The organism is Pseudobdellovibrionaceae bacterium (assembly GCA_020635075.1).
GTDB lineage: Bacteria > Bdellovibrionota > Bdellovibrionia > Bdellovibrionales > UBA1609 > JADZEO01.
On record JACKAM010000003.1, the window covers coordinates 194653 to 214020 of the forward strand.

The 19368-nt window shown below is 48.5% G+C and carries 25 protein-coding genes; 16 read left to right on the forward strand and 9 right to left on the reverse strand.

Going from position 1 to position 19368, the window contains the following annotated elements; genetic code table 11:
* Positions 1-80 precede the first annotated feature (80 nt).
* Together H6624_15360 and H6624_15365 are read right to left on the reverse strand one after the other, a co-directional pair.
* Positions 81-698 carry a hypothetical protein gene (locus H6624_15360; protein MCB9085724.1) on the reverse strand — a complete coding sequence of 206 codons (618 nt, stop codon included), beginning with the start codon at positions 696-698 and terminating at the stop codon, positions 81-83.
* Between the two features lie 151 nt (positions 699-849).
* Positions 850-1644 carry a M48 family metallopeptidase gene (locus tag H6624_15365; GenBank protein MCB9085725.1) on the reverse strand — a complete coding sequence of 265 codons (795 nt, stop codon included), beginning with the start codon at positions 1642-1644 and terminating at the stop codon, positions 850-852.
* A gap of 125 nt (positions 1645-1769) precedes the next feature.
* On the opposite strand from H6624_15365, the gene H6624_15370 reads away from it, so the two are divergent.
* Together H6624_15370 and H6624_15375 are read left to right on the forward strand one after the other, a co-directional pair.
* Positions 1770-2156, forward strand: coding sequence for a hypothetical protein (locus H6624_15370; GenBank protein MCB9085726.1), 387 nt, complete (start codon positions 1770-1772; stop codon positions 2154-2156).
* A gap of 52 nt (positions 2157-2208) precedes the next feature.
* Positions 2209-2661, forward strand: a complete 453-nt coding sequence (locus tag H6624_15375) for a hypothetical protein (GenBank protein ID MCB9085727.1) — start codon at positions 2209-2211, stop codon at positions 2659-2661.
* On the opposite strand, the gene H6624_15380 is transcribed toward H6624_15375, so the two are convergent.
* Complete coding sequence (locus tag H6624_15380) at positions 2662-3054, reverse strand: ribonucleotide reductase subunit alpha (GenBank protein ID MCB9085728.1); 393 nt, start codon at positions 3052-3054, stop codon at positions 2662-2664.
* A gap of 275 nt (positions 3055-3329) precedes the next feature.
* Between H6624_15380 and H6624_15385 the strand changes: the two genes are divergently transcribed.
* The 7 genes from H6624_15385 (at position 3330) to H6624_15415 (ending at position 10126) form a co-directional block, all read left to right on the forward strand.
* Complete coding sequence (locus H6624_15385) at positions 3330-4265, forward strand: DUF2608 domain-containing protein (protein MCB9085729.1); 936 nt, start codon at positions 3330-3332, stop codon at positions 4263-4265.
* Positions 4265-5158, forward strand: coding sequence for a hypothetical protein (locus H6624_15390; protein ID MCB9085730.1), 894 nt, complete (start codon positions 4265-4267; stop codon positions 5156-5158). The genes H6624_15385 and H6624_15390 overlap by 1 nt, the downstream gene beginning before the upstream one ends.
* A gap of 48 nt (positions 5159-5206) precedes the next feature.
* Positions 5207-5650 carry a hypothetical protein gene (locus tag H6624_15395; GenBank protein MCB9085731.1) on the forward strand — a complete coding sequence of 148 codons (444 nt, stop codon included), beginning with the start codon at positions 5207-5209 and terminating at the stop codon, positions 5648-5650.
* A 147-nt stretch (positions 5651-5797) separates the two neighbouring features.
* Positions 5798-6229, forward strand: coding sequence for a hypothetical protein (locus H6624_15400; protein MCB9085732.1), 432 nt, complete (start codon positions 5798-5800; stop codon positions 6227-6229).
* Positions 6230-6311: 82 nt separating this feature from the next.
* Positions 6312-7700, forward strand: coding sequence for an alkaline phosphatase family protein (locus H6624_15405; protein ID MCB9085733.1), 1389 nt, complete (start codon positions 6312-6314; stop codon positions 7698-7700).
* A 410-nt stretch (positions 7701-8110) separates the two neighbouring features.
* Positions 8111-9205: a metallophosphoesterase gene (locus H6624_15410; protein MCB9085734.1), complete on the forward strand. Its 1095-nt coding sequence runs from the start codon at positions 8111-8113 to the stop codon at positions 9203-9205.
* A 186-nt stretch (positions 9206-9391) separates the two neighbouring features.
* On the forward strand, positions 9392-10126 hold the full coding sequence (locus H6624_15415) for a hypothetical protein (GenBank protein MCB9085735.1): 735 nt from the start codon (positions 9392-9394) through the stop codon (positions 10124-10126).
* Between the two features lie 2 nt (positions 10127-10128).
* Here H6624_15415 and H6624_15420 read toward each other — a convergent pair whose 3' ends face one another.
* Entirely contained in the window at positions 10129-10716 is a 588-nt protein-coding gene (locus tag H6624_15420) for a hypothetical protein (GenBank protein ID MCB9085736.1), read from the reverse strand.
* A gap of 446 nt (positions 10717-11162) precedes the next feature.
* Between H6624_15420 and H6624_15425 the strand changes: the two genes are divergently transcribed.
* Positions 11163-12020 carry a hypothetical protein gene (locus H6624_15425; protein ID MCB9085737.1) on the forward strand — a complete coding sequence of 286 codons (858 nt, stop codon included), beginning with the start codon at positions 11163-11165 and terminating at the stop codon, positions 12018-12020.
* A gap of 244 nt (positions 12021-12264) precedes the next feature.
* On the opposite strand, the gene H6624_15430 is transcribed toward H6624_15425, so the two are convergent.
* Together H6624_15430 and H6624_15435 are read right to left on the reverse strand one after the other, a co-directional pair.
* The gene (locus H6624_15430) at positions 12265-12867 is read right to left on the reverse strand and encodes a hypothetical protein (GenBank protein MCB9085738.1); all 603 of its coding nucleotides are present in this window, start codon (positions 12865-12867) and stop codon (positions 12265-12267) included.
* A 59-nt stretch (positions 12868-12926) separates the two neighbouring features.
* A complete protein-coding gene (locus H6624_15435) occupies positions 12927-13229 on the reverse strand; it encodes a helix-turn-helix transcriptional regulator (protein ID MCB9085739.1) in 303 nt (100 codons plus the stop codon).
* Between the two features lie 202 nt (positions 13230-13431).
* On the opposite strand from H6624_15435, the gene H6624_15440 reads away from it, so the two are divergent.
* From H6624_15440 to H6624_15465, 6 genes are all read left to right on the forward strand, one after another.
* Positions 13432-13983 (forward strand): hypothetical protein, encoded by a 552-nt coding sequence (locus H6624_15440; protein ID MCB9085740.1) that lies wholly within the window; start codon positions 13432-13434, stop codon positions 13981-13983.
* Between the two features lie 182 nt (positions 13984-14165).
* Positions 14166-15344, forward strand: coding sequence for a transposase (locus tag H6624_15445; protein ID MCB9085741.1), 1179 nt, complete (start codon positions 14166-14168; stop codon positions 15342-15344).
* 331 nt (positions 15345-15675) lie between these two features.
* Positions 15676-15873 carry a hypothetical protein gene (locus tag H6624_15450; GenBank protein MCB9085742.1) on the forward strand — a complete coding sequence of 66 codons (198 nt, stop codon included), beginning with the start codon at positions 15676-15678 and terminating at the stop codon, positions 15871-15873.
* Positions 15874-15999: 126 nt separating this feature from the next.
* Complete coding sequence (locus H6624_15455) at positions 16000-16290, forward strand: hypothetical protein (GenBank protein ID MCB9085743.1); 291 nt, start codon at positions 16000-16002, stop codon at positions 16288-16290.
* Positions 16291-16293: 3 nt separating this feature from the next.
* Positions 16294-16596: an XRE family transcriptional regulator gene (locus H6624_15460; protein ID MCB9085744.1), complete on the forward strand. Its 303-nt coding sequence runs from the start codon at positions 16294-16296 to the stop codon at positions 16594-16596.
* 32 nt (positions 16597-16628) lie between these two features.
* Positions 16629-16940 carry a helix-turn-helix transcriptional regulator gene (locus tag H6624_15465; protein ID MCB9085745.1) on the forward strand — a complete coding sequence of 104 codons (312 nt, stop codon included), beginning with the start codon at positions 16629-16631 and terminating at the stop codon, positions 16938-16940.
* Positions 16941-17253: 313 nt separating this feature from the next.
* Here H6624_15465 and H6624_15470 read toward each other — a convergent pair whose 3' ends face one another.
* From H6624_15470 to H6624_15480, 3 genes are read right to left on the reverse strand one after another with little or no spacing between them, the layout of a single operon-like run.
* Complete coding sequence (locus H6624_15470) at positions 17254-18279, reverse strand: hypothetical protein (protein ID MCB9085746.1); 1026 nt, start codon at positions 18277-18279, stop codon at positions 17254-17256.
* A complete protein-coding gene (locus H6624_15475; GenBank protein ID MCB9085747.1) occupies positions 18230-18607 on the reverse strand; it encodes a four helix bundle protein in 378 nt (125 codons plus the stop codon). Before H6624_15475 ends, H6624_15470 begins: the two co-directional genes overlap by 50 nt.
* Complete coding sequence (locus tag H6624_15480; protein MCB9085748.1) at positions 18608-19282, reverse strand: helix-turn-helix domain-containing protein; 675 nt, start codon at positions 19280-19282, stop codon at positions 18608-18610.
* Between the last annotated feature and the right edge of the window lie 86 nt (positions 19283-19368).

Below are 19368 nucleotides of genomic sequence, written 5' to 3' on the forward strand. Positions count from 1 at the left end.
TGCAATCTAAAATTGCTATCAGATCAATTCACCAGGCCACAAGAAACAAGTGGACTTATGCAGGAGGCCACGAACAAATCTTAATCGCGGCAGATCTTTTTGGTGAAGGAGCCGGTTCCCAACTGGTCAGGCACCAAAAACCCATCCAGGGACATCACCATGGTGTTGGCCATGGAGCTGCCACGGGAGGTTTCCAGGTAGCACTTGTTGAAAATAGCTTGGCCATCAGGAGTCGTGGGAATGGACTTGCCATCCAGCAACTGAAGATCTGAGGGACGCTCCACCTGAACCTGCTTCATGGCCGGCAGAATACAAGTGATCTCACCCTTCATGTCATTTCCCTTCCACCATGTAAGAGGAAGATGAAACTTCACTTTCGCCCACACCATAAAATAGGTGTTTCCCTTATCCACAATCTCCACCTTAAAACGGCCAGGCTTTCCGGTCTCGTCGGTGTATTGTTGAATCCAGAAATCCTCCAGATTGGCCTTGTCTACGTCCTCACCTTTGACACAAGTCTGGCCCTTCTTCATGTCCATAAAAAAGTAGCCTTTGACGTTCACTGGAGTTTTGTCTCCGGTGATGGTTTCAAAGACCATCTGGTCACTGGCCAGGGTCATGCGCAGGTTTCCCTGTTCATCCTTACAGGCAGCCAAAAATAACGGTAAACAGCAAAGAATCAGCTTTAGGCTTCTCATGATTTTCTCCATTCTATGATTTCGTGACACCAAACACTTACGGGAAGCCCGGGCCTAACATCATTTGATGCTGCGGGCCATAGATGATCGACACGACTGAAGACATTTCAAGTCAGGGACAAAACAATTACAGATTTCAAGGACTTCCGATCTAGGGACGGATACAGCGGGGCTGCTTTCCTTGAGCCTGGGCCTGCTGATAGAGCTGCATGGCGGCCGGCATATTGGACTCCAGATCACCGATGCGGCGACTGTTGGAGGGATGGGTGGACAGCCATTCAGGGGGCCCACCACCACTAGCCTTTTGCATATTCCTCCACAGCTGAACGCTCTCGCGAGGATCAAACCCAGCCATGGCCATGAGCTGCTGACCGATATCATCGGACTCAGACTCCTGTTTGCGGCCATGGGGAAGGATCACCCCGAACTGAGCGCCCAAACCAAGAGCCGCCATGATGGTGCCGCGATTGCGGTTGGTTTCCAGTAAGAGATCCGTCACCATCAAGCCCGCCTGAGCCGCCATAGCCTGGGAAACTCTCTCGGCACCATGACGGGCAATCACGTGTCCCACCTCGTGACCGAGAACAGCTGCCAATTGATCCGCTGAAGTGGCCACCTTGAGCATTCCTGTATGCACACCAATTTTTCCACCAGGAAGGGCAAAGGCATTGGCCGAGTTATCGCGAAACACCACCACTTCCCAGCTGGCCACACCCGTGTGATCCACAGCCACATCGGTAATGGCATTGGCCACACATTTAACATAGGAATTGATGGCTGAATTGTATTCACGCGGAACCTTACTCTTCATTTCATCAAAGGCCTGAGACCCCATGGAGTTCATCTCAGAATCCGAAACCAAGAGAAATTGGCGGCGTCCAGTGGGTGAGGTGGCACAGCTGAAGATCAAGACGAGTGAGGCTGAGATAAAGATCAAATGTTTCATAGGCGCCCAGACTAACACAGCCCGCAATTCATCAACCAGGCTTTTCCAGCTAAAGAACTTGTAAATGGCAAAATGCGCCATCAAAAAAACTCGACACCCTTGAGGGAATGTTCAAGCATTGGGGCATGAGAAAAATTCTATTTGCCCTGATCGCCTTTGTCCTTCTGAGTTGTTTGTCCAGTGCCACCCTTGCCGAAGAGTGGATTGAGCGCATCAATGTGCGGGATTGCTTCGGCGCCGAAAACAATCCCTTTGGATTTGAAAGCTGCATGAATCGCAACCTCCGCGTGGTCGGCGAAACCATCGGATTGATTCTTCAGGACTGCTACGGAGTCGAGTACAACCCCTTTGGCTACGAGAACTGCATGAACGACCGTTGGCGACGGGTCGCCGCCACGGTGAGAAACTCCGGGCTCAGGTACTGCTACAACCTAGATGCTGCTCCCTTTAACTACGAGCACTGTTCCCGACAGAACTGGCGGCGATTGAGTCGCATCGCGATTGTTGAATAGACATTGTAGAGTTTCAGCTAACTAATTTTGTACACAACTTTTTGGGGGTATCATGAAGTTGCTTCTATCTGGGCTGTTCGCCTGTCTGTTTCTATTGCCAGTAGCCAAAGCCGATCCATCCATGACCTGTGAGTTCCGCCAAGGATTTGACGGCGCTTATATCAGTGCCATCAACATCGATGTTGTTTTGGCTTTTCAGGGCGGCAAAGTTCCGGGGCGGTTTTTGAAGTGCAATTACAAATTGCGCGATGGCGGCATTGTACTGAAAGAATCCACTCTTTACTGCCGCGACACTAACAATCAGCCCACTGGCCCGATCCCGATTGAAGTCTTTCACGAGGACAGCAATGGCCGAATCCACCACCGAATTCGACCTCTCGAAGGGCATGCTAACGCTCTAGGATTTGAGGAGTTTGAGGCCGCCTACGATTACGACGGGTCAGGCGGCCAGATCAATGTGGTCTTTGCCGGCCAACAACTGGGCGGCAAAGCTCGCTGTTTCTGATCAGCCTGGAGTCAGAGTGACCGGGTTCTCGTCCCGGTCAAAAACCAGGTACTTGTCCACATCCATTCCACTTGAAATGGTTGTGGTCATTCTTTCCAAAAAGTGGCCCGCCTCTTCGGAGGAGGGCTCAATTCCGTTCACTCCAGAAAGAGCGGCAATGAAAACAAAATTCCAGTTCTTGTTGATGCCGTCGGCTTCTTTTACCAGAGCTTTGAAGTCACCCACTTCATTGGGAAGCATATCCACACAGATCATGGGTGTAATGGTCCCACGCTGTTGACCCGAGTCGCTGGTCGTCTCTGCATTGGCTTGAGCAAAGAGAAATAAGAGTCTCTGAGGCTCCGGCTGACTCTGGGCTGTCTTAATTAAGTCTTGAAAATTGGCAATGGCCATATCCGATCCCTTTCGTATGACGCAAACTCATATCCGCTTATCTACCTTCTCTGATGGAGGAACTCAAACCCCTTGTCGGCAAATAGGGCCGAGTTGGGGTATTTTGACTCCTGGCGCCAATCAGTTCTAATGGCGATGAGATGGGGCATTTGTAATCGGGTTAAATTGCCGCCTTTTCCCAGATCTAGTGGGAAAAGCCCGACCCCTATGTTACGGACGCTACATCATTATTAAAGAGCGGTGTTGCGCGGCCAAAGATGTTTGGAGGGGGATCCATGCAAGTCTTGAGTCTTTTGTTTTCACTAGTTATTGCCTGTTCGGCCTTTGCGGCCCAAGTTTTTGAAACCAGCGACTTGGCTGACGTTCATGCCAAAGCCGTGGAAATCGCCCCACAATATGGGGGCAGCCAAAATGTGTTGGTGGTTTTTGATCTAGACAACACACTCTTGAAGCAATCCCAGTCCCTGGGCTCTGATCAGTGGTTTCGCTGGCAAGAGGATGCGGTTCTCAACAACAAGGAAATCCCGAGCAAGGTGGCCAAGGACTTTTCTGAACTCCTCGATGTGCAAGGTGTGTTGTTTTATCTCAGCCCTATGGAGAGCACCCAATCCGATGCCCCAGCAATACTCAGCCAACTCAAGGCGAAGGGCTTTGCGGTGATTGCTCTGACTTCGAGAGGAATGGAGTTCCGCGACGCCACCATGAAACACATGAGAAATGGATTTGAGTTTTCAAGCTTTGGCTATAGTGGCAAGTCCAGCCACGCCTTTTTGCCTTACAACAATCAAGACCTGTCTTCCATTGGCCTTCCGGCTGACCTGGATCCACAGATTATCAAAAGTCTTAAGCTGGACAAGCCCGCCCGCCCGGTGAACTTCACCGACGGTGTGTTTTTTAGTGGCGGCCAACACAAAGGGGCCATGATGTTGGCGATTTTGCATCTGCTCAGCCTCAAACCAAAAGCCGTGATCTTTGTCGACGACCAAACAAAACACGTGGATCGCATGGGCCAGGCTCTGGCTCTTAAGCCCATTGATCTCTATGGCTTTCGCTATTCGCGCATTGATCGCGAGGTGCAGGATTTCGAACTTCCCGATTCACCGGAAAAGTCGCGTTCCGTTTTTGATTGGGAAAATCTGCGTAACACAGTGAAGAGTATATTCGGGCAGAAAGCCCTACCAGCTGAGCCGCAAGCGGCAGGAGTTCAATAATGAAGATAGTTTCTCCTTTTGTAGGTTTGATTGCGACCCTCAGTTTGTTAGTGGTTTCGGCGACGGCCTCCGCCTCATCGGAAAAGGAAATGACCACCAAATCGGTGTTCACCACTCCGACCTCTTGGCTGGGCCTAAAGCCCAATCGCTTTGGCGGTTCTTACTTTGGCTGGTTCTTTATGAACGGCGAAGCCTTTAATCGCGGAAACCCAGATGATTCATTTTCCATTCAAAACTTTGGCCTGACCTACAAGACTGAAAGTAACACCACCTGGGGACTGTGGTACGCCAGCACTCTGGCCTGGGATGAGAAAGGCCAGTCCAATCACGAAACCGCCAACCCTTATATTGAAGTGAATAAGTTTGGCATGGCCAAGATTTTTGGCGATGTTACGGTTAGCGCAATGGCCCAACTGTATGTTCCGGTGACCGAAGAGTGGCGAGAGAATGGAACAACAGAAGTCTTTGGTTTTGCTTGGCTCAACAAACCCCTGTCCAAGCATTGGGAACTGGAGTATCACGCCAATCCCCGCTACTCTCACCACAAGCGTTGGCGCACCACTAAAGTAAATGACAGTGGCGAAACTGAAGTTCACGGCCTTCCCGGCTTCTTGTATCTGCAAGAGCTTAAAGCCCGCTACATTGCCACGCAAAACCTTAAAGTGTTTCAATTACTGGGTCTGCAAACCGAGTGGCGCCATCGGGGTGCTCACAGCGATGCATTCAAGGAAATGTTGGAAATAGAAACGGGAGTCGAGTGGTTGGCCAACAAACACTTGTGGCTGCAAGCGTCTATTCGTCAGAATATTGTGAGCCAACCCTATTTTAGGGACTTCAACCTTTACCCAGAAGATCAAACCGAGTATCAGTTGCGGTTGTTAGCCAACATGTAACAACAGTACGGGAACCGGGGCCCGCCTTTTACCCATAAGGGGGGATCTATGAAGTCACTACTACTGGCTCTTGCAGCCATATTTATCACCGTTTCCCAAGCCGACGCTGCAATTCGCTGGCCCTGCGGCGCTTCAAAAAACATCGATGAGAATTCCACTTGGGAAGAAATCGATAAAAGTCTTGCCGTTAAAGGGGCCTACCCCATGGTGCAGATTAACGGTCATTTTATTACTGTCGACTGGCTTTGCCATGACGAAGCCAATGACATGATCGTTTCCAAGCGCGCTATTGCTGAGTGTTTGGAAAATGAAACCAATGAGCGCGGCGACTGCATCAAGTGGGCTGGCAAAATCCTAAGTAGGCCACGTGTTACGGACAAAAAGACCATTGCTCTGGACTATCGCGTGGATGTGATTACCAACTCGAGCAGCACTTCCTGCTCAGCGAAACTTTTTGTTAAAGATTACTCCATGGACAAGTGCGATCTTTAATCCGTCTTAAGATCTGTGGTGCGCGGCATCTCATCCTTATGGGCTGCTGCGCCACCTCTTCTCGTTTTCCTTTCAATTGCCAATTGTTCTTGCCTCCACTCATCCCCAAGTGCCAATGATGAGTCTAAACTCATCAACGGGGGTATTATGGGTAAGATTGCGTTTTTGGTTTCGAGCATCGTCCTTTGTTCATCGGCCTGGGCAGCGGGCAACAAGTGCCCATCAGACCCAGCCCTTTTGCAGGCTGGCTGGGTGATCCACCCGACGGGTGATTTCAGAACCATCGCTGGCAAAGTGGAAAAGTGGTTTACTTCAGAACCTAAAAATTTTGTCGATGACCTTAGTGGCACCATTTATTCATCGGTTGCCTCTAAGTTGGTGACCATCACCTCTTTTGATTATCTTCCCACTCCTCAAGGTGAGATGTTTGGCGATGTGGCCTTTTTCACTGATTTTCGCTCCGGCGAATTGATCGAAGTGCGCTGGTACGACCAAGGCAAGCGCCATGTGGTCTATGACAAATCCCAGACTCCATGCGCCACCAACTCCATTCCTATGGCGGAGAACGCCCTGTTTTAGGGAAATCTGAAGGGACAAGGCAACAAGACTTGCATGGGGGCCTTTTCCCCGCAAAAAGAATCTGGAAACTAAGGGAGGGGCCATGCGATTTCTAGCCACAATACTTATTGGCTTGGTGATATTGGGCTGCCAGAGTCCGGCAAAAATCAAAACTATGGTGACCGATTACGGGGACACCTTTAAGGGCCCGGGCAAATTGGGCTTCATCCAGGTTGCGACTTCCAGCCACGAGACCTTTATTAATGTCATGGCCCCCCGGAACCGGGAGTACAAGTTTGCCATTGAACAAAATGGCCAAGCGGTTGGCAAAGTAGAGGTCCTGGGAAAAACGACTCCCTCTCCCCTGCACTGGCAGGTTATTAACCTGCGAATTTCGGAGCTCAACCCTGGCACTCAATATCGGCTCCTGGCCCAACTCGCCAACAACAATGAAGTGGTGGATAGTCGATTGTTTTCCACCTTTAAGGACAAGTGGGAAAGGCCCCTGCGTTTTGCCCTGGGCTCTTGTATGTCCGAAGACTTTTCCTTTAAGCACATCCAGGACAAGATTTGGGATCATATGCTGGCTCAGAATCCTGACTTCATCGTCCTGAACGGGGATGTGGTCTATGTGGATTCTTATGATTTTGTTCCTCGTGACAAGGCCACAGAGACGGATATTTGGCAGCGCTACCTGCACAGTATTGAGGTGATTCCTCTTTTTCATCGGGAAAAGTTGGTTCCAATTTTGGCGACTTGGGACGATCACGACTATGGGACCAATGACTCTGACAAGACATTTGCGGGAAAGGGGTTCGCCCGCCAGGCCTTTCAGGCTTTTTTTGGCAGCCCCGATATTGCCAACGTGCATGAAAACGGCAAGGGAGGGGTCTACAAGCTCTTTCAAGTTGCGGGTCAAAGATTCTTTCTTCTCGATAACCGCTATTTCCGCGAAGCGCGTGGTTCTAAGAACGCCTTCGCCCATTGGGGGCGCGAACAACACTCCTGGCTGATCAATCACCTCAAGGCCAATGACCGACCGGCTTGGCTTATCAATGGCGGACAGTTTTTTGCTCCTGCGATTTTGATTGATGGCCGCGATGGCAAGAAGCGCCAGATCAATGAAACCTTTATGGCAGATCATCCTGTTCACTTTCGCCAGCTGATGAACGACCTGAAGTCAGTGAAGGCTCCCGTCCTATTTGCCTCAGGAGACATTCATTTTTCAGAGCTTTTGGAAATTGAAGCCAACCAAATTGGCTACAAAACCTTTGAGCTGACCTCCAGCCCACTTCACTCCTATATTTTTCGTAACAAACCTGGTGAGCCAGAACTGTGGGACAATCCGCGGCGAATTGCCGGGGCCAAGGACCACAACTATTTGCTTATCGAAACTCAGCTGGGTGCCGAGGGTTGGGTCAACCATGTTCAGTCCCTAGGCATGAAGCAAAACAAGGCCCTGTTTAGCAAAAAACTGGTGGTCAATCGCTAAGTTAGGCGATTTCCCAGAGCGGTTAAATATCTGACACCTGACCAGGGTGTTCCCTATTGAGACAGTTCTACTCGAAACTGTGGCGTCTAGAGGGGGCGCGGAGCTTGCTTTACTTGAGAGCAAATTCCAGTTCATAGGAGGAGTTGGATGAAACCACCAATCAATCTCATGCGGCCAGCCGACAAACCCACCCGAGAACAACCTTACATTGCATTGACGATCGCCATCCTTGCCAGCATTGCCATGGTGGTTCACAACTACTTGGGCTGAGGCTGATGTGATCGCAGTTCGCCTCCAGGATCTGCGGTCCGTCATTTCGATTCCGACCATAACCTGCCAGTCCATCGGTTGACTCCCTGGTTGCATCCAATATTCTCTCCCTAGCAGGTCTCACGATCCGGGAGGGATTCATGAAGAGAGCAAGCCGCTCGCCACGCCTGATCCGACTCACGCTTTTCTGCCTGACATCGTTTTTTGCCTTATCTGTTTTGGCAGAACCAACTCCTGAAAATTTCAAAGTCGCATTTATCGGTGACTTGGGAATCAGTTCGGCTTCCAAAAAGATCCTGCAGTTAATCAAAGCCGACGGAGCCCAACTGGTGCTCCACCAAGGGGACTTCGACTACCGGGATAATCCGGCGGCCTGGGAACATCTGGTGGATTCAGTTTTGGGCCATGACTTTCCCTATATTGCTTCAGCCGGCAACCATGACGCCAAAGACTGGTTTGGCAGCAATGGCTATCGGGACCGTCTGGAAAAGCGTTCGCGCCGCGTTCAGGGGATGGCCTGCTCGGGTGACCACGGAGTCAACGGCGTCTGCGTCTATAAGGGAATGCTTTTTATTACTTCAGGGGTCGGTTCCATTGGTCGCGGCACTCTCCCCTATCTTCAGGGCGTCCTCAAACAATCAGATCCCTTTGTGTGGAAAATTTGCTCCTGGCACAAACAACAGGCCAGTTACCAAATGGGACAAAAGAAGAGTGAGGTGCCATGGGATTACTACCGCGTTTGTCGCGAAAATGGAGCGATCATCGCCCAGGGACATGAGCATTCCTACTCTCGCACCCACACCATCACTAGCTTTAGCTCTCATTCCATTCTCAACCGCTCCAATCAACTACGGGTTGGACCTGGCATGAGCTTTACCTTTACCCAGGGGCTGGGAGGGGAAAAACTCCGCGGACAACATCTTTGCCGCGGCAAGGGGGACTGCCCCCACTGGGCTTCCATCTACACCACAGATCAGGGGGCTGAACCTGCCGTATTATTTTGCACCTTTAATTTGGGCGGACAGGAAAACTTGGCCGAGTGCCACCTTAAAACCATCAGCAATAAAGTGATCGATCAGTTTTCAGTGGTGAGCGAGAACAACACATTTGGCAAACCCCTGCGATCTCCGTCTGCGGTGAAGAAAGCGCGCCCCACCTCTATTTATTTCCCCACGGAAATGTCTGACATGAATGACGTGTGGGTGACCAAGGACGAGCTAAAAGAGTGCGAGTAATCTTGATCTACCAAAGGGGGTTTAACGCTACTCCCCTTAAGAGCAGATTCCCCGTTGAAACCCTTGTCAGTTTTGATTGGTCCAACGATTTGTGATGATTTTGGCCACTCAAGCCCTCGGGAGTTCGGCCCAGGCCTTGCTCAATTCAATCGTAAATTCGAATAATATCCACTTAGGAGTACCAGGATGCGTACACTCACCATGGCAATGATTGCCCTAATGACCATTTCTCTTTTTTCCTGTCAAAAAAAGCCCAGTGATTCCGCCGATGAGGTGGCGGCAAAGAACAACAACAACAACAATCCTCCCGGCAACCAAAGCCAGTGGCGGCCCATCCGCATGGGCGAGATGGCCGACTATGAACTGGACAAAAACTCGCGGAGAACCTCCCCCCTGGTGAATCGCGGGTCAGCAACAGCAAAAGTGGTCAATCAGGGGGGCTCGGGTGCCAATGCCTTCTATGTGATCAGTTTGGACTACGATATCGATGTCACTTACGTTGGTGGTCAAACCGGCCAACAAAACATCGACACGCCAGCTTACTTTTTCACCGATGCCTTAATGGATGAATTGAGACAAAAAAAGCAAATGGACCTGACCTCATTTAAAATTCGCCACTTAGGAATCGAAGATGCCAACACTCTTGACGGTCAGAGCTATGACAAATGCGACGTGGTGGAAATCTACGATGTCCAACAAGGGGCCTTGGCTCAAGGTCCCAGTGTGATTGGCCTTGCCGAATCCCTGATGGCGGATACGGCTGCTGCGACCACTGGTACCATGAATGCCAGTGTGGACAACCTCGTGATCCGCGCCCGACTACATCCTTCGGTACCTGTCATGGGTGCCGTCCAGCTGGACATACAGGCCTCAAGCGGGGGGCTCCCGCTTAAGGCTGGCTTCGATTACAAGAAAAGATAAGTTCACTTCAGGTGTGGGCGACAATTGCCTGTTGCCCACACACGGAAGATATAATTGGTTACTCTACCGTAGTGAACAATGTCACAATTGAGCTCGGACGAAGTCATATCAAAGACAAAGTAACCGCTGCACAGCGGAGTCTTCACCCATGCATCGGTATCGGACCTACCGTCAGGATCGTGAAAGATGTCCATCGAGTCCACCGTCGTTCCGATGACTTTCTCGATGTGGCATTGAATCTGCCGTTCGCAAACGTCCCAATGGGGGCCCCATCCCTTAAACAACTCCGTTTCGCAGTAGCTCTTACCACTGGGAGGCGGAGGCCCAACTGGAGGTGGTTCCACCGGTGGCGGAGGTGGAGGCGGTGGTGGTTCAACCACGACAGGAGGCGGTTCCTCCGGTGGTGGAGGCGGCGGCTGAGGCCCTTCAGGTGTCGGATTGACGGGAGATTCCGGCGGATTGTAGTCCGGATCGTCAATATCCGACACAGATTGCTGAGGGTCAATAACCCCACCATCCTGAAATCTCACCTCACTGCAGGAAGTGTAGACAATTAACAATAGAATTGCGGTCGTAATTTTAGTTTTCATGACTGATACCCCTTACAGCCATAGTGATTGCAAAGAGTGGCCCGGATCGGGCGAAGACCAGAGGTTTGAGTTAGTTCACTAGGTACCCAGGAATTGCGGCAAAATTTAAAACCGACCCAAATTGGGATGTGAGCCAAATCGCAAACAAGGCGAAGTCTGCACAAAATCCTGAAACTTCTTTGAAAAATTGCCGTTGTGAGTTGAAATTCACCTGTTTCACGCACCCTCTGACGCGCCACCCTCGCCAATTGACGTCTTGGGCCCCAAATCCTTTCGATTTCAAGAAGCCATCCCCTCACCTCTGATGTCACTGAGGTGGGTCGTCCCCCCGGCATGTGGAGTCAATTTGGATTTAGTACTCTTTTGGAATCTTGCTTTGACAGAGCCCTGGGCCTCGACAAAAATGTCGCGATCAAAAAACTGAATTGTAAACAGGGGGGAATCTGTTGAAAATACTGATCTGTGTACTATTGGCATTGACCTTTGTAAGTGAAGTAAGTCTCGCTCAAGAAAATGACGGGGCCAAGATTGTTACCGCTGATGATGACGGCGGCGGCATAACCAATTCCAAAATGAAGGCGATGGCCGGCTCCGAGTCTCGTTATTCATTTAAGATGAATCTCAAATATTTGGGATCTAGCATCAAAGATCCGGGCAAGAGCAATCGCCCCAATCCCGATAACAGCCTGGTGATTCCCAAAACAGAACTTCAAGGTTCGGTGAGCGGCGTCTACCGGATTGATAAATCCACGACATTGGCCGCCGGAACGGGCATCACCTTTGTCGAACCCGAAAAGAACCTCGAACAATCAGAAATGGCGACTCCTTATCTGACTTATTCTCATTCATTTTCCAAGTACGGGATGGAGCATAACTCTTCCGCAAAATACAGCTACTATACCGGGCGAACTCGTGACTCCGGCCGCGATATGCACTTAACTCTCAGTCACTACTTTGCCAAAAAAGTCGGCGACAGCCGCCTAACCATTGGTGCCGATGTTGGCATTGGTGGTTCTACCTTCACTGTTTCCGATACCGATGATTTGGATTGGGGTTGGGGCCTTTCTCCCTTTGCTGAGTACATGATCAAAGACGGCTTCACGGCGACTGTGGTTGTCGTTACCGGTGGTTCCCACTATCGCCTGCGTGACAAAATTGAAAGTGATACCATACTGGCAGAACTGGGAGTGGGGATTGCAGCAACCGAGAAGATCTATGTAAATCCCGTCATTGCTATGTATCCAGAGGACCCCAATCTGGACACCACAACATTTTCGGTGAATACAATCGTTAATGCGTTCTGATGGTATGAGGGCATCCAAATCAAATTAAGGCGGATGCTGTACAGGAAGTGTCCGGAAGGCGGGAGCCACCGGACACTATTCCTTTGGTGAACGCCCCGATGACGATCGGGCTCAACCGTTGGTTTCTTCCTTGGGTTCTAGAGGTCTCTGGTTTTAAGGATGCCTTGGCCTTCACCCGGTAACTGGCGAGAACAACCTTCTCCCGGTCATTGAGGGGCCCATATTCCCGAAAGTTTGAAAATATTTATTCCACTAATGGAGCCTTCCAAGAAACCAAAAACCGACGAGTCGAAAAATGAAGGAGCAGAATAAGAGAAGCAAAGCTCGTGCTAACGATCACGGCAGTTATTGATTCTTTTAGTCCAATTGCCAAAATATCGTACCCCATTTTATTTTCAACAACACCGGTCACGGTTACGTATGCGCCAAGACATGTGACACCCACCCCTAGTAAAACCAATGCAAGGCTGCCTAAGACAACTGAGATAGAGTCGATCTGGAGATTCTTCCTTGAGTGATCCTTAATCAAAATGGTCCTAACAAAAAGATTGAGCTCTCTAAAAATCAGTCCCAGCCCAACAAGTAAAATAGCAATCATGCCAGCTCCACCTTGCCTGATAAAATCAATCATAAATCTCTCCTTCCCTAAAAATAGGATTAGTCCTGATAGTGGAAACAAAACCAATGCATTTTGAACAAACCGACTGACCCGAGGCCCAAAGCCGTCCAAAGCCTTTTTCAAACTGGTATTATGAATCTGGTAAAAATCATTTAATGACTCTTCAGCAAACAGGTTATTCTTCTCCTCTGGAAAATACCTAAGGTGCTCTTCAATTTCATCGGTCAATTGAAATCTTGCTGGGTAAGGGAGTTCTAATTTCTCAATTTGGTTTTTCCAGGAGTCGTTCACACCGGCACCATCCATTTGATGGCTTTGGACAGTAGATCAAACTCACTTACTTCTTCTTTAGCCAACTTTTTGCCACTGCTGGTGAGGGTATAAACCTTCTTGGATTTGGCACCTGAAAAGTCATCTATCTTGACCTTAACGTTCCCCTCTTTTTCAAGCCGATGCAAAATTGGGTACAGTGTCCCAAATGGCATTCTAAAAAAACCACGAGATCGTTCTTCTATGTACTTGGATATTTCATACCCATGCTTTGCCCCGTCCAACAGGGCCATTAGAACCAGGAATGTACCTCTATTCATAGAATTCATACACCTTTTATATCGTTAACCGATATATCTGTCAACGATACAATAACACATGTATAGAATTGGGATTGATGCTGGACCCCGGATCGCCCGCGCCTAAGTCGCCCACCCAATACCCCGGACCCTTGATTCCCCGGCGATTGTCATGCACTCTGGAGTCAGTTTGCCGATGGGTCCTATACAACGGAGATATTGTGTGCGCATTGTCGCTTTTCTCATACTGATAATAGTCGTCGACACTCTTCCCTTCGCATCGGCCTCTGCTGCTGGTGCCGTTAAGAACCCACGTGAAGGCTGGTTTGTTATTCCCCACGGTTCGATTGGAGTTAACTCCCAGCAAGGCACCGCATTTAACTTGGGCGTCGACATCGGCTGCTGTACAGGCAGCGCTTGGAAAGCGGGAGCCACTGGGCACTATTCATTTGGTGAGCGCCCCGATGACGATCGGGCCATTGGCGGGGGCTTGTTCGTCGGCTATGCCCAAGTCCTCGATGACTGGCTCGTCTTTCATGCCCGCGAAGAAGTGGGATATTTGGATGTAAGAAACCCCATCGACCCTGAGCCTACCTCTGGCCCCACCTATGTGAGCCTGGATGGAACTGCATCCATCACATCAGCTGGACTCACCGTATTTTTCGGTCGCGCCTTAGCACTCAGCTTTGGCTACAGCTACATCGTGGGTATTGGCGACTCGGATCTTGGCAAAGGCCGTTCGGGACCCACCATTGGTTTTTTCCTTGGGTTCTAGACGTTGGAGTCAGGCGAGGCGCCTTGGCCTGAGAGAACGCAGGCGTACACAGATGTACGTTGGAGTGAGCGAAGGCCAAAGGCAACGATGGATGACGAGGTTTATCTTGAGTAACCCGGCACATGGGTAACACTTTGTACCGGACACATAGGTTACACTTTTCGGCATAGGAGGAAAGTCTTATGCCTTGGAAGGAGTGTAGCGTCATGGATGAAAAGCTGAGGTTTATCGCAAGGTTAATTGACGGCGAGAAAATGGCAAGCTTGTGCAGGGAGTTCGGGATTTCAAGGAAGACTGGGTACAAGATTTGGGACCGGTATAAAGATTGTGGACTGGAAGGTCTGCCTTCCCAGTCTCGCAGGCCCTATAAACAAGCCAACCAACTGCCCTTCCAAATTGAAAGTCTCATCGTACAGATCAAGAAGGACAAACCCAATTGGGGAGCCCGTAAGATTAGAGAGCGACTGAGACGAAAGCATCCGGGCATTAAACTTCCGGCCAATAGTACCGTGCATGCTGTTTTAGATCGGCATGGCCTCGTTAATGCTAGAAAACGACGACGTTACAAGGCTGAAGGCACGAAGTTGTCTTACACCTCTGAACCCAATGCCCTGTGGTGTGCCGATTACAAGGGCGAGTTCCTCCTGGGTAACAAGAGCTACTGTTATCCTTTGACCATCACTGACTTCAGCACCCGGTACTTGCTCACCTGCGAGGCCTTGGAGAGTACCAAAGAGCGCTATGCCTTCACTGTATTCGAAAGAACCTTCAAAGAATATGGTCTACCTAAGGCCATCAGAACCGACAATGGAATCCCCTTCTCCAATGTACAAGCCATGTTTGGCCTTAGTCGCCTGTCTGTATGGTGGCTGAGACTAGGAATCCAGATCGAGCGTACAGCCCCAGGCTGTCCCCAACAAAATGGCAGACACGAGCGAATGCACCTGACGCTGAAAAAAGAGGCCACCAAACCCTCCGGCCAAAACCTCCTGCAACAGCAAGAGAAATTTGATCGCTTCACAAGCGAGTACAACCACGACCGTCCCCATGAAGCTCTGGATATGAAATACCCAGGAGAGGTCTATAAACCGTCCATGAGGCCTTACGAGGGGATATCGGAGGTGGAATACCCAATGCACGACAAAACAGTCACGGTCACACACTGCGGACGGATCTGTGTGGACAGACGAAAGATTAATTTTAGTAGGGTCTTTGCCGGTCAGGACGTGGGCGTGAGACAGGTTGATGATAGGATATGGCTAGTGAGTTTTATGAACTACGATTTAGGGTACTTTGATGAGGAAGCTGCACGGGTCGAACCCGGAAAAAACCCGTTTGAAGCAAATGTGTTACCTATGTGATCGGAACAATCTGTAACCTATGTGTCCGGTATGGACCTCTGAAGAATGGTAGCCCCTATCCCAAGCTAGTCGAACACCCCATTGTGGTAAAACAGGGGGTGCCAGTACAGTGGAAATTGCCTAATTTGGATCTGATGGAGTTGGCAAACAAATATTGGATTCAAAGTTGGTCCCTGGAAAAGCTCGGCAAACATTATAGCCGAGCCCCGGAGACCATACGAAAGGAAATTTGCTACCAAAGGGTGGCCGCCAGAAAAGGGCAAAAGCCCTGGGTTGAGATTGTTAAAAAATCAAAGCGACCCTAAAATTTTGACAATAATAGGAGGATGCCATGAACGCAGCTATCAGCTCAATTATGACGATGGTGTTTTACTTGACCGCTTACGCTGGAATCATCTTTGGTGCCGGATATTCGGCAAAGGCTATTCACGACAAAGTTCAGTATTTAGCCCTTGAAAAGGCGGCTCAAGGCTTGGGCCGACTGGAGCCGATGGCCCAGCGTATGACCGGTGGGAAGCTGGATTACTGAATTCAATTCCACGAAAAAATGCCCGGCTCTCATCTATGACTATAGATTTTTAATAGAAACAAAATAAAAAGCGTGACCTTTACTAAAAAACTTGAAATATATGTCAAGTTTTGCTATAGGTAATAAATGAGTCGACGAGAGTATAAACAGCAGCTAAGGGTAAACAACAGACTAATTACAAAAGTCATTATTGATGACCATTTTGAGTTGAAACACAGTGACTCTATTAGCGATGAGATCATCTTGAGGTTGGTTGCCACACTTAATGAACGTAGATTTCAGTCGGTTGATAGAGATGGAGAATTTGAATACTTCGTCGAAGATAAAATTGATCTGGACGGGAAGCTTTATAAATTAATATGGCTTCTGGAAGACGATGAAATTTATGTTGGTGTCGTAAACGCCTACAGGAGATAAGAAATGCCTTTCCCAAGCAAACATAAATTAAAAAAAATGCGTGAAAAACTTGAAAAAGCTGAAGGTTCTATTCACCTTAATGAAAGTGCTACGCCTCTTGAAAAATTTCGCTATCAAATTTGCCAAAAGATTTTGGCTTTTAAGCAAGATCACAACATGAAACAAAGGGATGTCGCGAAACAACTTGGTATTGATGAAGCCATTGTTAGCAAAATACTTCATCATCGTATTGAGAAAATATCCACTGACAAGTTGATTGAGTATTTACAAAAACTCGATCCCACAACTGAGTTGAAGGTGTCCTAGCACTGGACTGAAAAAAGAATGAAGGACGTGCTATGAATAAAAAGAAACCCTATAAACCAGCCAAACCTTTTTTTGACAAGCTTTTAAAAAACCCTGAAGTCCGTATTAAATACGAAGAAGAGCGGGTCAAAAGTGAAATTGCAATGGTCGTAAAAGCGGCCAGAATAAAAGCAGAGCTTACTCAAGCGGAGCTTGCTGAAAAGGTAGGTACAAGCCAAAGCGTTATCGCGCGCCTGGAGTCAGGCTCCGATTCTAGAACTACCTCTTTGTCACTTCTGGCTCGAATTGCATCCGCTTGTAACGCATCCTTTGAGTTTGGGTTTAGCTTTAAAAAAGCTATATAATTCGGACCCCAGGAGGCTAAAAAGCCTCCCAGTCAGCCCAGGTCAGGACTCCGTAGTGCCTTGGGTTGGAACTTAAACCTTTGGTATTAAGTTCACATCGTGTGGCCGCTCATCCGAAGACGAAGCGACATCCCTCACACTTTTAACTTTACCCCAAGTCTGCCAGCCTCAAGCGCCAAACACGCAACGAAACCCGATGTTGTTGTTCGAGTTCGACGGGCCGTTGTTCAGGTTCGACGAGAACACGCCCGAGTTCGTGTTATTGTTCCAGTTGCCCCCACGGATAACCGCACCGGCGGCACGAAAAAAGCCTTTAGGCATTTAGGGAGTCCCGACCCTGTTCTAAATCTTGCCATGACAAATAAGATGTCTTCACCATAGCCAAATAACTTTCTCTCACTTTTTGCTTCTCAAGCCGAGCTACTTTCTTCTTAAATCTATGTTTGTTGCGGCTTAATATTTTATAACCTTGATGATCCAACAAATAACCCAAAAAGGGGACAGGCGCATTGCCCAAGGGAACCCTTTTTCGGATCGGCATTGACAGTTTGAGGTCACTCTCAATATGTGAGACCACAGCTTCCGCCGCGTCCAACACCCTGGATTTATCTTTTCCACAAAGAACCAGATCATCCATATAGCGAATATAAAATACCTCTGTAATTTTAACTTTTTCTCGTTGCCAATAGTAATTTAATTCGAGCTCCCCAGTAGCTAGTCGGTCCGCCGATATCAGATAAAAATTCGCAAAAAGCTGGCTGGTTAAATTGCCAATGGGAATTCCCGCTCCAAGCCTTGAAAAATCAGGATGGGAATTTAAAAGTCTATCGATGAGCGGCTCTAACGTGGAATCTGACAGACAGGCCATAAACTTGTTCAAAAGAATTTTGTGGTTAATGCTTTGAAAATAGCTGGCAACATCTAATTTGACGGTAAACCGACGCCCACCAAATTTTTTCAAAACCTCCCAAAGACTCAAGGCTGCTCTGCGATTCCCCCTTTTCTTTCGACAAGCATAAACGCTGTCAGACATAAGCGGGTCAATCACTGGCTCTACTAACCTATGGATGGCGTGATGAACGATTCTATCCATAAACGGGGCACACATAATGAGACGCATTTTGGGGTCGTGCACATAAAAGCTCCTGTAGCCCTGCCATATAAATTGATTTGATCGCAATTGCTCTTCTATCACTTTAAGTTTTTCTCCAATGCAGAATAAGGCCTCTTGATAGCCCTTTGTGGCCTTCTTCCCACGACTGCACTCATGGAAAGCGCTGACCAAATTATCAAAGCTTGCCACTTGTTCTATTAGACTTGTAGAGTTTGCCTGTTTCATGTTTGAGAAATCCTCCAATCTCTCTGCCAATTTCTGAAGTCAATTCACTCAGCTCACCAAAGGAGCCCGTTGACAGTATTTTTGTGTCTTTTGACAACTGCACGAGTAATCGAATTTCGTCCAATGAATGAGAGGCCGTTTTAAGCTTTTGCACACGGGAATTGCCCTTGTAAACGCTGGCCTGTTTGACAGACAACAGTAAACTTACTGCCGATTCCTCAAGCCTTCTACCCACCGTTGGCCTCATTTGCTTCGGGTAGTTTTTCGTTCTGTGAAACAGTGATAAAGTGAGCTGATAGCAGTCACTAAATAGCTTAGTATTTTTCACTTAAGATTTTTTCTCCATTTTTCTAATGAGTGCTGACAGAGCCGGTAGAACCTTTTGTTCCAGAAAGGCTACCTCCTTTTGATGAGCGCTTTTCCACTCCTCCCGACTAAAAACTATGGCCAACAAAGAGCCTATACTGGCTCTTGATTTCCGGTAAAAATCACACTTGGTTTGAAAATCAAATGAGTAGTACCCAGCACCAAGATTTCTAAGGGCTGCAAACTTAAGCTCAAGAAGTATTTCAGGCTCTGAACTGTGAGGCGTCCAAGTCGAAAAGGCTTCGACACACAGCTTGTAGCAGTTGAGCTTGAAAATTTGTTGTCCTGGGTTTTTGTTACTATTTTCCGAAGAGTTTTTGTTCTTGTCTTCATCATCAGCCGCTTCGGTAACAACGAAAGGGCTAGGCTCTTTTTCGTTGGCTGGTTTTTCTTTATTAACCTCAAGCTTTGCCTTGGTCTCCTCTGAAGTTGTCTTTGGCACTGGTAATGGCTTGTTTTCGACTTTCGGTATGCGGTGGCGCCTACGAAAAGCTTCCACCGAAGCCGAGTCTACAAACCATTCCTTACCCACTTTAATCGCTTGAATATTTCTAGCTTTGATGTGATTTCTTACCTGGCGTTCAGTCAAACCAAGCCTCAAAGCCGCATTTTTGACATTGATCTCGACAGCATCCAATATAAATCCCCTCTTAAACCAAAAACTTCTACAAATTTTATTTATATACATTTGAAATTTTCTACCGAAGTTGTCAATTCATACAT